The sequence below is a fragment of the Glutamicibacter sp. B1 genome (assembly GCF_039602135.1).
Lineage (GTDB): Bacteria > Actinomycetota > Actinomycetes > Actinomycetales > Micrococcaceae > Glutamicibacter > Glutamicibacter ectropisis.
Map to the genome: position 1 here is coordinate 1,608,423 of NZ_CP125942.1, position 12,217 is coordinate 1,620,639.

Sequence of the window (12,217 nt, forward strand, 5' to 3'; positions counted from 1 at the left end):
TTTACTTCACTACTGCGGCGGTGAGTTTAGATAGTGGTTCGCTCAGTGCGTCCACACCGGAAGCTAGTTCCTTGATCTGCGCATCGCTCAGATCCTGGTAGTACTTGAAGCCGTCACCCTCACGGTAGGCATCAAGCTGCTTTTGCAGTGCGGCGAAGTTCGTTTTCAGTTCTTCGTCCAGTGCATCGTCGGTGCCCACGAGCAGTGGCTGCAGATCTTCATACGCAATTTTTGCGCCTTCAAGGTTGGCTTGGAAGTCCCACAGGTCAGTGTGGGAGAAGGTTTCTTCCTCGCCGGTGACCTTTCCGGTGGCTACCTCGTCGAGAAGTTCCTTGGCTCCGTTAGCCAGCTGGTCCGGGGTGAATTCTAGGCTCTGGGTACGAGTGTAGAGCTCTTTGGTGTCCTCGACCATCTTGGTGGCGATCTTCTCGCGTTCGCTCTCAGTCATCTTGGTGTAGCCCTTTGGTGCCCAGAGGTCCTTTTCGGCGCGGTGCCAGCCGGTGAAGTCTTCGCCGTCTTCAAGATCGGCCTCACGAGCATCCAAGATTGGATCCAAGTCACCGAAGGACTCGGCTACCGGCTCGATGCGCTCCCAGTGCATGCGCGTTGGTGCGTACAGGCTCTTGGCTAGCTCCTCATCTCCGGAGGCAAAAGCGTCGGCGAACTTTTCGGTTCCGCGCACCAACTGTTCGTTCTGATCCTTCACATAAGCGGCATATTGATCCGTAGCGTTCTTCTGCAAAGCAGCGCGGTCAGCCGATACTTCCTGGCCGTCGGCGGCTTCGTTGACGGTAAAGGCTGCACGAATACCGTCGCCGACCATGCCCGGCTTGCAGGCAGTGAAGTACTTTCCTTGTGGTGCCATGACCACCAGGTCACGGGTAACACCCGGACCAATGTTCTCGACCTCGCCAACGATGCGCAGTCCGTCTTCGGCGAGTAGGTAGAACTCGGTGACGGCCGAACCCTCATTCTTAACATCAAATTTGATGGTGCCACCGGCGGTGGTGTCGGTCGAAACATTGCACGCGTCATCCGTGCTCACTACGGAAATGGCGCCATCGGCCGACGCCTGAGTGGTGTTGTCGGTGCAACCAGCCAGGGCCAGAGTGCCTACGACGAGCACAGCAGCAGCGGTACTTGTTTTGTTCATGAGGTGAGTAATCCTTTGAGAATCAGTGAATGTTGCGGTGATGGTTAGGCGTTTTTGCTGCTTACGGCCTTAGCCGGGGAAGCGAAAACTTTGCGTAGGTAGAGGAACATCACGGGCACCACATAGGCCACCCAGACGATGGCTTCTAGCCAGGTAGTTGCAGGGGAAAAGTTGAAGATGCCCTTGAGTAGGGTTCCGGTGACGCCACCGGGGGCAATAATGTGTGACACGTCAAAGGCGAGGTTGTGTACGCCTGGCAAGAATCCTGCCTCTTGCAAATCGTGGACTCCGTAGGCCAAGACGCCACCGGCAACGATGACCAGAAGTGCACCGGTGATGGTAAAGAATTTGGAGAGGCTGATTTTAAGGACGCCTCGGTTGAGCAGTATGCCTAAGAAGATGGCGGTCAGGATTCCTAGGAAGGCTCCCAAGAGTGGCTGCCAGGTTTCGCCCGTGGCTCGTGCTGCGGCCCAGAGGAATAGGGCCGTCTCTAGGCCTTCGCGTCCTACCGCAAAAGCTCCGACCAAGACCAGTCCCAGGGTGGAAGAGTCAGCAACTTTGTCGACTTGGGATTTCAGGTCGCTGCTCAGCGTTTTTGCAACCCCTGCCATCCAGAAGATCATCCAGGTCACTAGACCGACGGCGACGATGGATAAGGATCCGCCAATCATTTCCTGGGCTTCGAAGGTCAAGCCTTTCGGGCCGAAAGTCAGTAAGGCTCCGAAGCCGAGCGAGACGAGAACTGCGACGGCGATGCCTGCCCAGATTCGTGGCAACAGGTGTTTACGTCCACTCTTGTTCAGGTAGGCCACCAAGAGGACAACGATAAGCACTGCTTCGAGGCCTTCGCGCAGGCCGATCAGGTAATTTCCGATCATGATTATGCTTTCACGGGTTCACTTCCCGTGAGGCTTATGCCCATCACGGGTGGTGATGCCGGCTCATCGAAAGTTAGGTGACTCGCGCGGTCAATCTTTATAAGGTTAGCCTAATCATAATCGGGCAAAAAACGCCCAAGTGAAGTTAAGATTTTCTGAGTAATGTTTGTCAGATCACCATAAATGGCATCCGTCTCGACAGCTGCACCGTCAAACGCGAAGAAAAAACTGCATTAGTGAAAACATTCGTAGGCTAATGATCAGCATTTTACGTGCTGAGGGTATAGCTCGGAAGGGTTCGGCAGGATTGCCCGACGGCTTCAGTGAGGTGCCGCTCATGTGCGAGCTAGGGGCGCGAGAGCGCAACCTTCACACCAAAACCAACCAGTACCGTGCCGGTGATGCGATCCATCCAGGTGACCGAGCGAGCTGAGCTCAACCAGCGGCCAGCCAGCTTAACCCCAATAATCAGCACCGTAGCCCAGGCCAGGGTCAACAGAACGTGCACCGTAGCTAGAGCGATTCCCATGAGCAAAGCATTGGTATCGGCGGGGGTGAACTGTGGGATGGTAGCGATGTAAAAAACGCCAATCTTTGGGTTCAGTAAGTTAGTGATCATGCCGGTGGTGAAGTTGCGCCACTTACTACGTGAGACTTCCACCTTGATCGCTTCCACTTCTTTCTTCCGGAAGCTGCGGTAGATCATTTGGCCGCCCAAAAAGACGAGATAGGCAGCACCGGCGTAGGTAAGGATTTGGTACGCCAAATGAGAAGCGGCCAAGACCGCGGACGCTCCGGCAGCTGCCGCGATACCCCAGATGAAAACACCGGTGGAAATCCCCAGCGCCGCTACCATCGCATCACTTCGTCCCCGCGTCATCGCAGAGCGCAAGATCAGGGCTGTATCCACTCCGGGAACGAGAGTCATCAAAAGCGCGACGAGAGCGAACGCGGTTAACGCGGAAGTAACGGTCATACCTATAATGGTAGGGCTAAGGCGTTTGTCACCCAAGGCTGTGTGCCGGGGTGATCAAGCTCATGAATCGCCTGAGTTTAAGCCTCTAAATAGAGTTGGCCTGTTCGCGTACTCTCTGGCATAATTGCAGGGTACTCGATTTGTTGTGGCCCCTCTCTCCGCTTCGAATCCTGTCCTTTTAGAGTCCGAGAAGTAAGGCCTGCCCCACAGGCGCTAAAAATCGGTCTCGAACATGTTGAGAAACAGGAGTGACCACTACAGTGGCCGTTAAAATTCGTCTGAAGCGCTTCGGTAAGATGCGCGCACCTTTCTACCGCGTTGTTGTCATGGACTCCCGCGCTAAGCGCGATGGCCGTGCCATCGAGGAGATCGGTAAGTACCACCCAACCGAGAACCCATCGATCATCGAGATCGATTCTGAGCGTGCTCAGTACTGGCTGTCCGTTGGCGCTCAGCCAACCGAGCAGGTTCACAAGCTGCTGAACATCACCGGTGACTGGCAGAAGTTCAAGGGCATCGATGGCCAGGAAGGCACCTACAAGGTTGCCGAGCCTAAGCCAGCATTCGTTGCTCCTGAAAAGGGTTCGGTGATCCTTCCTGAGGCCATCACCAAGAAGGCTGAGAAGCCAGCTGCTGAAGAGGCAGAGGCCGAAGCAACCGAGGCTGAGTAACAGTGCTCGTTGACGCGCTAGACCATATGGTTCGCGGAATCGTTGAGGAACCGGAAGACGTCAAGGTTGCCTTGAAGTCCACCCGCCGCGGCGATTTGCTCGAAGTTCGGGTCAACCCTGAAGATCTCGGTCGTGTGATCGGTCGTCAGGGACGCACCGCACGAGCACTGCGTACCGTCATGGCAGCGCTAGCCAAGGAATCGGTTCGTGTCGATGTGATCGACACTGACCGCCGCCGCGGCTAAGCAACTGCAGCCCAACTCTTCGTTGGCTTCATTTCGAAAGGAGTTTCCGTCCAACTGGTGACGGGAACTCCTTTCGTGTTTCACCCCCACACAATGCAGAAAGAGCAGCAGACTATGCGATTGCAGGTTGCCCGCATCGGCAAGCCCCACGGCATCCGTGGCGAAGTTACCGTCCAGGTTCTCACCGACAACCCCGAGGAACGCTTTACTGCCGGGGAAGAGCTGATCGTGGTTGATGGCCCGGTCAAAACCCTCACGGTGAAAAACGCCCGCTGGAACAAGACCATCCTGCTGCTCTCCTTCAAGGAGATCAACGACCGCAACCAAGCCGAAACCCTGCGCGGTGCCCGTTTGGAAATCGAAGTATCTGATGAACCAGAAGACGAATCAGATGAATGGTATGAGCACGAGCTGCTTGACCTCAAGGTCATGCTTGATGGCCAGCAGGTCGGCGTCATCACCGCACTTCGCACCAACCCTGCCCAGGATCTTTTAGTCTTTGAAGATACTGAAGGCAACGAAATCTACCTGCCTTTCGTTGACGAGTTCGTCCCGGAGATCGATCCGGAAGCTGGCATCGTGGTGATCACTCCACCTGCCGGACTGTTGACCTTGAATAGCGACGACGACTCCGAGAAAGAAGAGCAGTAAATAATGCGTCTAGACGTCATCTCGATTTTCCCGGAGTACCTTCAGCCGCTCTCGCTCTCACTCATTGGCCGAGCTGCAGAAGAAGGCATCCTGGATCTGAACGTCACCAACCTGCGCGACTTCACCGAAGATAAGCACCGCAAGGTCGACGACACCCCGTACGGCGGTGGCGCCGGCATGGTCATGATGCCCGAGCCATGGGGACGCGCCCTGGATGCCGTTCGCCCAGCCGACGCTCAAGGACCCAAGCCCACCCTGATCGTTCCTTCGCCTGCCGGTCGCGTCTTTGATCAGCAGATGGCCTACGAATTGGCAGAAGAAGAACACCTGGTCTTTGCCTGCGGACGTTATGAAGGTATTGACGAACGCGTGGTGGACTACGCACGCGAAAACTTTAACGTCATCCCTGTCTCCATCGGCGACTACGTGCTTAATGGGGGAGAAGTAGCGGTAATGGTGATGGTCGAGGCCATCGCTCGACTGATCCCCGGAGTGATCGGTAACCCGGAATCCCTGGTGGAAGAATCCCACTCCGACGTGTTGCTCGAATACCCGGTATATACCAAGCCTGCTTCCTGGCGTGGCCGTGAGGTTCCCGAAGTTCTGCTCGGTGGCAACCACCAACGTGTAGGCCGTTTCCGCCGCGACGAACAGATTAAACGTACCGCTGCCCGTCGCCCGGATCTGATTACCCAGATGGATGTGCAGTCCTTGAACCGCCGTGACCGTGATGCCCTGTGGCACAACGGATTCGCCATCGTTGATGGCGTGATCACCAATAAGGCCGAATTGGACTGGGCCACCGGGGCCGGTACCGAAGAAGACAAATAAGAGGCCAACATCACGAGAACAGAAATTCTGCTGGACTCGCGTCAACCGTAGCGATACGGCATAATTGTTTCTTGGTGTGTTTTTATCTGGCTCCTGCCGCAGGGGGAAGACCGGATGCGTGAAAACCGCCGCATCGACTGCTAGAGCCAGTCGATGGTAAACGTTCCGGGGAGATCGTTTGGCTTCTGTCCAACGGTGAGCCCCGCTACGAGGATTCGGTGACCTGCGGCATTGATCCTAGGAGATGCAACATGCATATTCTTGACTCAGTTGATGCAGCTTCGCTGCGTTCAGACGTTCCAGCTTTCGGTCCTGGCGACACCCTGAAGGTGCACGTCAACATCATCGAAGGTAAGAACTCGCGCGTCCAGGTTTTCCAGGGCTACGTATTGGGCCGTCAGGGCCGTGGCATTGGCGAAACCTTCACCGTTCGCAAGGTTTCCTTCGGCACCGGTGTTGAGCGTACCTTCCCTGTTCACTCCCCAATCATCGACAAGATTGAGGTTGTATCCAAGGGCGACGTACGTCGTGCAAAGCTGTACTACATGCGTGATCGTCACGGTAAGGCTGCTCGCATCCGCGAGAAGCGTGACTTCAACGCAAAGAAGTAATCTGCGTTCTTCGATGAACCAGATTGCCCGCTCTGAGCGAGCAACTTTGAAGCGCCGGGCCTTTTCTTGGGTCTGGCGCTTCGCCGTACTCGCCATCATTCTTGGCCTGATCAGCACCATCATTTTCCGTGCCACGGTAATCGATGTCTTTCATATTGACTCAAACTCTATGGAGTCGACGTTGAACCCCGGCCAGAGCATTGCCGTTGACCGTCGCGCCTATCAGGATGAATCACCTCAGCGTGGCGACGTGATTGTTTTTGACGGACGCGGATCATTCCTGCCCTACGCCCGGGCTAGTTTTGCCGATGACGTCCTGGGAGCGCTCAGCCTGACCGGTACTGGCAACAAATACGTTAAGCGCGTCATCGGTGTCGGGGGAGACACCGTGGAATGTAAAGGCAGTAATTGCCAGGTCACCGTTAATGGCCAGAAGATTGATGAGCCCTATATCTTTGCCGGCGATGCACCGAGTGAACAAGAATTCACCGTTCAGGTTCCAGAAGGTCGGCTATGGGTCATGGGGGATCACCGCTCCACATCCAAAGACTCTCGCTCACTTCTTGGTGCTAGTGGCGGCGGCATGATTAGTGTTGACCGGGTGACCGGCAAGGCGACCAGCATCATTTGGCCCTTGGATCAGCGTGCCGAGATCCGGTAAAAACTCGTAACCGGCAGCTAGCCGGAAGGCGTCAGAAAACGAAATTTCTCGTTTTCTGGCGCCTTTTTTCGTCGGGTGTGTAATTTTTTTCGAGGTTTCACAGACAACATCGTATTTCTATGTTTCTGATGTGTAGATTCTGCTCAAACACACAGGTTCCCCACCTCTGACTAGGTACTAGAAAGATAACTCCAATCTTAAACAAACGCTACTGGCTCGTAAGATGTGACGTAGTCGAATTTAAGCCACGCGTGCTGACTTGGGAAAACACGTTTCCGTATTTGTATTTTCGTTTGATTCGATACTTGAAAACTACTTGGAAGAGCGGCTATTGTTTCATTTTGGTAACAACACCTGTGCTTAGAAGTGTGCCCTGAGGTAAGAGCACCACGAGCACTCGCACCATAAATGTGGGAGAAGCATTAATGCCAAATCCAAATAAAAAGACTGCGCAACGTGGCATCGTTGCTGCAGCCGCTACCGCTTTGGTAGTTGGCAGTAGCTTCATGCCAGCAGTTGCTGCACCGGAAGCGACTAGCTCGCCTTCTGTATCCCAGAAGTCCACTCCTAGTGCATCGTCCACCGAAGGCGCTGTGGACACCACCGGCCTTCCAGAAGCGATCGAACGTGACCTGGACAAGACCGTTGATGAGTACTTGGAAGATTCCAAGGCCAATGAGACCGCAGCAACCGTCGACAAGGCTCTTGAAAAAGAAGGCATTGCAACTCGTACTTCGGTAGAAAACGGTAAGGCCAAGGTCAAGGTCAGCGAGAAAGACGCTGAAAAGGCCAAGAAGGTAGTCGCTGCTACCAAGGCTGCTGTTTCGCTCGAAATCAACACAAACAACCTCTCCACCGCCAAGGGTGTGTACGGAGAGCTTGCTGAGAATGTTGATGATAATGAGCTGACACGCCTGACCGCGATCGTTGAGACCAAGGTCAAGGGTAAGGATGTCGTTAAGATCATCGCTTCCGGCCCCGGCTCCATCGAGGGATCCAAGACGCTTGCTCCAAAGAAGTCCGCCGGCACCGGCGACCTATCTTTGGAGGAGTTTGCTAAGGAAGCCAATTCTGACGTTGTGCTCGAAGCGTCCGATAAGGATTCCAAGGGTGCCGCAAAGCCTGGCGCTTCGGAAGACATCTACGGTGGCATGGGCTATGCAATGACGCAGGCTGGTCAGGAACCGCAGTCTCGTTGTTCGATCGGTTTTAACGCATGGGACGCTAACGGCAAGGATGCGATCCTCAGCGCCGGTCACTGCACCGAAGACGGTGCCATGACTGACACCTTCGTTCTGGAAGCGAACGCTCCTAGCGATTTCCTTGGTTACACTGATCCGCTGGGCACCTTCGGATTCGCCCAGTTCGGAGGACCAAACAACTCGGGCTACCCGATGGACGCTACCTGGGACGACGTTGATACTGAAAACCCAGGTACCGACATCTCGGTCATCAAGGACATCAACGCTGACTTGAACCTGCACGCCGGCGTTTCGCAGTGGCCAGCTGGCGGCGACGAGCGCGATAAGGTCCTGAACGTGACCGGCGTATCAGCCGGAACCGTTGGCGCCGAAGCTTGCTCTTCGGGTGCAACCACCGGTTGGAGCTGCTCGACTATCACCGGTGAAGGTATCTTCTTCGTTCTCGGTTATGACAACACCCTGCGCGACGTTTGGGGATACACCGCTGACAACCCAGGCCAGAAGGTTCTGGATCAGGGTGACTCCGGTGGTGCGGTTCTGATCGGCAACAAGGCCGTCGGTATCAACTCTGCAAACGGTGCTGGTGAAGACGGCAGCGAAAACACCGCCGATGACCTCGCTATGTACACCTCGCTCGACGACGTTGTCAAGAAGGGCTACGTCAAGGGCTACACCGTCAAGCTCTTCATCAACGCTCCTGCCTTGACCACCGAAACCGGTGCTGAGGTTGAAGCTGGTAGCAAGATTTCCGGTAGCGTGAAGGATGCTTCTTCGGGTACCCAGGTTGATGTCATCGTTGACGGCAAGGTTGTCAAAACTGTGACCGTTGATTCAAGTGGAAAGTTCAGCTTCGATGCTCCAGAGAAGACCGGCGCATACGAGTTCACTCTTCAAGCACACAAGGGCTTTGATAAGTCGGCAACCACCCAGAGCAACGTAGTTGTTATTGCGGTTCCGACGCCAACCCCAACTGAAGAGCCTACTCCGACTCCGACTGAGCCAACCGAGCCAACTGTAGAGCCAACTGAGCCTACTGTTGAACCGACTGAGCCTACTGTTGAACCGACTGAGCCAACTGAGCCTACTGTTGAACCGACTGAGCCAACTGTAGAGCCAACTGAGCCTACTGTTGAACCGACTGAGCCAACTGAGCCTACTGTTGAACCGACTGAGCCAACTGAGCCTACTGTTGAACCGACTGAGCCAACTGTAGAGCCAACTGAGCCTACTGTTGAACCGACTGAGCCAACTGTAGAGCCAACTGAGCCTACTGTTGAACCGACTGAGCCAACCGAGTCGGCAACTCCAACTGAGACTGCTACTCCAACCGAGACTGCAACCGAGGAGCCAACTGAATCGGCAACTCCAACTGAGACGAAGACTCCAACCTCGGAGCCTTCGGAATCCAAGACTGAAGAGTCTTCGGAAGCTCCAAAGGATGACAAGTCGGACGAGCCAACCAAGTCGTCGACGCCAAAGGAAACTCCTGAGAAGAAGGATCCACTGGCTGACACCGGTTCGAGCAGCGCTCCTTTGATCGCTGCAGGTGGCGCACTGGCCCTGGTTGGTGCAATGTTCCTCCTGTTCCGTCGCGGTAACCGCCGCCACGGGTAAGGAAAGCAACACCCATAGGTTCTAGGAACCTCTAAAAGTGTCCCGCTACCTCACAAAAGGTAGCGGGACACTTTTTAGTTAGTACACATGTGGTTCACCGACTGCTTTACGAATAGCCCGTTAGCCTCAAATCAAGGCAGGTTACGGGTACGCAAAAACCGAGGTGCAATTATGAATTTCAACGCTAGAACATCACGCACTCCATTGGCATTAGCTTCCACCGCACTGATGGCCAGTTTATTGTTGAGCGGATGCGGTCAAGGAACCGATCCAGGAACCAAAGAAACCTCAGGAGCGCAGAGCTCTTCTGCAGCTGAACCGACCGAAACTCAAAGTGAGAATTCTGTGGACCAAAACGCCCTGCTCGATGCCAACGACAAACTGTCGACAGATCTCGGCGACGACTACGTTCAAAGCTGGATCAAGGATGGGAAACTCCACGTTTCAACCACCAAAGAGAGCCAGCTCAGCGTCATCGAAGATGCCGGTGCCGTCGCTCATCTCGTGAAGTACAGCAGTGCAGAACTTCGTTCAGCCATTGAAGACATCATGGCTTGGCAAGGAAAACAAGAGAACCCAATCCGAAGCTCAATTCATGCGTACTCCCTGAATCCTGAAACCGGGGGCATCACCCTCTCCGTTGATAAAACACAGATGGATGCCGTTTCCAAGCTCATCGAGCAAGACAAGCCTGTCGGAGATATTCCTGTGGATTACAAGGTCAGCGGTGGCATCGCCTCACCAGCAAGCTCCTAGGAACATTCTTACCTCCTGCCAATTTCAAAAATGATAACTAATGGTCAGCCCACAACCGGCTGACCATTAGCTTTACCCACGCCATTCGCATCAATAGGCAATGAACACTTCGTTAGTCTCAGGCACGTAAGATGGGGAGTGTTACGCGATTAGGGAAGGTATTAATCAAACTGTGAGCGCCGCACCAGCAGAAAATCCCCACGACAAGGGACCGCTTTATAAGACCTGGCGATTCATTCGTGAGATCGTCATCATCGTGGTTATTGCGTTGGCGCTTTCCTTCGTGATCAAAACCTTCTTCTTCCGTGCCTATTACATTCCTTCAGGCTCCATGGAACACACCTTGGAAGTTAACGACCGGATCTTTGCCAACCTGATGGTGCCAGGGCCTTTTGAACTGGACCGTGGCGACGTTGTCGTCTTCCGTGACGACTTAGGGTGGCTACCACCGGTGACCGAATCGCCGACCGCATTTGAAAATGCGCTCTCCTTCGTTGGTATCTTGCCGGCATCTGGCGAACAGTATCTCGTTAAGCGAATCATCGGCATGCCGGGGGACACCGTCGAGTACGATGCTTCCATCGACAAGATCAAAATCAATGGTGAAGCCATCGATGAACCCTATATCTACACCGGCAACAAGCCATCAGATATGGAATTCTCGGTGACCGTACCTGAAGGCAAGATCTGGGTCATGGGCGACCACCGTGCAGCCAGCGCCGATTCACGATTCCACACTGACATCCAAGGTGGCTTTGTCGATATCGACTCTGTCCAAGGAAAGGCATCAGTTATTTCCTGGCCAACCTCGCGCTGGGGAACGATCTCTTCGCACGATGAAGTCTTTGCCAATGTCCCAGATGCGGCCAGCAACTAATATGCCCTCAGCGAGGAAAACCACCAAAAACGAGCCCACCACCCTAGAACATGAGCGCGCCCTAGCGGCTGCTTATCAGGCTCGATTCATCGGAGCAGTGGATGAGGTGGGCCGTGGTGCTCTGGCTGGACCAATCACCGTGGGCATCACCGTAATTGACATTCACGAAGTACGAGAATTCCCTGAACTTCGCGATTCAAAACTCCTACGTCCTGAAACGCGCGAAGAACTCGTACCTGAAGTTCGCGACTGGGCGGTGGGCTACGGGGTCGGCCATGCATCGTCTGAAGAGATCGATGACTTGGGAGTGACCGCGGCCCTGCGATTAGCCGGAACCCGTGCAATAGAACACTGCGCGATTGCCCCTGAAGCTATCCTGCTGGATGGCAGTTATGACTGGCTCACCGCACCTGAACCAGATCTCTTTGATGTTCTTGCCGATGACCGGGAGCCTGTGGGCGTACACGTCCCGGTCGCCACCATCATCAAGGGTGACATGACCTGCCAAGCGATCGCTGGGGCCTCCATTTTGGCCAAGGTTGAACGCGATGGAATCATGAGTGAATTGTCCAAGAAGTATCCAGAATTCGGCTGGGACATCAATAAGGGCTACGCTACGAACACACACCGAGCTGCGATAGAAACGCTCGGTCCTTGCGATTACCACCGCAAAAGCTGGAATTTGACTTCATCGGGGCACCGGGCCCAAGGTGAAGGCACAACAAAGGAAGCAAAGTGATGGCCGGCGACGACTTAGAAAACTACGAGTCCGACATGGAACTGCAGTTGTACCGCGAGTACAAAACCGTGGTGGGGCTGTTCAATTACGTGGTCGAGACCGAGCGACGCTTCTACTTGGCAAATCACGTAGACGTCAAAACGTTGAGCAATGCTGGTGAAGTCTATTTTGAACTAAACCTGAGTGATGCATGGGTCTGGGATATCTACCGGCAGGGACGCTTCGTTAAGAACGTGCAGGTGCTGACCTTCAAGGACGTCAACGTGGAGGAACTGAACCGGGACGAGCTGGAGATCCCTAAAGAAGGGCTAGACTCCTAGCTTCCGTTATCCACACTGCGCGCTTCCTAGTG

14 protein-coding genes are annotated in these 12,217 nt (G+C 54.5%); 11 read left to right on the plus strand and 3 right to left on the minus strand.

From position 1 onward, the window contains the following. Position 1 precedes the first annotated feature (1 nt). The 3 genes from efeO to QMQ05_RS07405 form a co-directional block, all read right to left on the minus strand. Complete coding sequence (efeO, locus tag QMQ05_RS07395; RefSeq protein WP_345474277.1) at positions 2-1,153, minus strand: iron uptake system protein EfeO; 1,152 nt, start codon at positions 1,151-1,153, stop codon at positions 2-4. 44 nt (positions 1,154-1,197) lie between these two features. Beyond that, positions 1,198-2,031 (minus strand): iron uptake transporter permease EfeU, encoded by an 834-nt coding sequence (efeU, locus tag QMQ05_RS07400; RefSeq protein ID WP_345474279.1) that lies wholly within the window; start codon positions 2,029-2,031, stop codon positions 1,198-1,200. 346 nt (positions 2,032-2,377) lie between these two features. Beyond that, positions 2,378-3,007: a LysE family translocator gene (locus QMQ05_RS07405; protein ID WP_345474281.1), complete on the minus strand. Its 630-nt coding sequence runs from the start codon at positions 3,005-3,007 to the stop codon at positions 2,378-2,380. Positions 3,008-3,267: 260 nt separating this feature from the next. Here QMQ05_RS07405 and rpsP point away from each other — a divergent pair, with 260 nt between their 5' ends. The 11 genes from rpsP (at position 3,268) to QMQ05_RS07460 (ending at position 12,185) form a co-directional block, all read left to right on the plus strand. Continuing rightward, entirely contained in the window at positions 3,268-3,678 is a 411-nt protein-coding gene (gene rpsP, locus QMQ05_RS07410) for a 30S ribosomal protein S16 (RefSeq protein WP_334121614.1), read from the plus strand. A gap of 2 nt (positions 3,679-3,680) precedes the next feature. Then, entirely contained in the window at positions 3,681-3,923 is a 243-nt protein-coding gene (locus QMQ05_RS07415; protein ID WP_022876627.1) for an RNA-binding protein, read from the plus strand. 114 nt (positions 3,924-4,037) lie between these two features. After that, the gene (rimM, locus tag QMQ05_RS07420; RefSeq protein WP_345474285.1) at positions 4,038-4,574 is read left to right on the plus strand and encodes a ribosome maturation factor RimM; all 537 of its coding nucleotides are present in this window, start codon (positions 4,038-4,040) and stop codon (positions 4,572-4,574) included. Between the two features lie 3 nt (positions 4,575-4,577). Next, on the plus strand, positions 4,578-5,405 hold the full coding sequence (gene trmD, locus QMQ05_RS07425) for a tRNA (guanosine(37)-N1)-methyltransferase TrmD (RefSeq protein ID WP_345474287.1): 828 nt from the start codon (positions 4,578-4,580) through the stop codon (positions 5,403-5,405). Positions 5,406-5,656: 251 nt separating this feature from the next. After that, entirely contained in the window at positions 5,657-6,016 is a 360-nt protein-coding gene (gene rplS / locus QMQ05_RS07430; protein ID WP_058254190.1) for a 50S ribosomal protein L19, read from the plus strand. A gap of 13 nt (positions 6,017-6,029) precedes the next feature. Then, positions 6,030-6,677: a S26 family signal peptidase gene (gene lepB, locus QMQ05_RS07435; protein ID WP_434063193.1), complete on the plus strand. Its 648-nt coding sequence runs from the start codon at positions 6,030-6,032 to the stop codon at positions 6,675-6,677. 425 nt (positions 6,678-7,102) lie between these two features. Further along, entirely contained in the window at positions 7,103-9,493 is a 2,391-nt protein-coding gene (locus tag QMQ05_RS07440; RefSeq protein WP_345474291.1) for a S1 family peptidase, read from the plus strand. Between the two features lie 171 nt (positions 9,494-9,664). Further along, the gene (locus QMQ05_RS07445; RefSeq protein WP_345474293.1) at positions 9,665-10,249 is read left to right on the plus strand and encodes a hypothetical protein; all 585 of its coding nucleotides are present in this window, start codon (positions 9,665-9,667) and stop codon (positions 10,247-10,249) included. Between the two features lie 172 nt (positions 10,250-10,421). Beyond that, positions 10,422-11,126: a signal peptidase I gene (lepB, locus tag QMQ05_RS07450; protein WP_345474295.1), complete on the plus strand. Its 705-nt coding sequence runs from the start codon at positions 10,422-10,424 to the stop codon at positions 11,124-11,126. Beyond that, on the plus strand, positions 11,101-11,865 hold the full coding sequence (locus QMQ05_RS07455) for a ribonuclease HII (RefSeq protein ID WP_345474297.1): 765 nt from the start codon (positions 11,101-11,103) through the stop codon (positions 11,863-11,865). The genes lepB (QMQ05_RS07450) and QMQ05_RS07455 overlap by 26 nt, the downstream gene beginning before the upstream one ends. Then, entirely contained in the window at positions 11,865-12,185 is a 321-nt protein-coding gene (locus tag QMQ05_RS07460) for a DUF2469 domain-containing protein (RefSeq protein WP_058254196.1), read from the plus strand. The genes QMQ05_RS07455 and QMQ05_RS07460 overlap by 1 nt, the downstream gene beginning before the upstream one ends. Positions 12,186-12,217 lie beyond the last annotated feature (32 nt).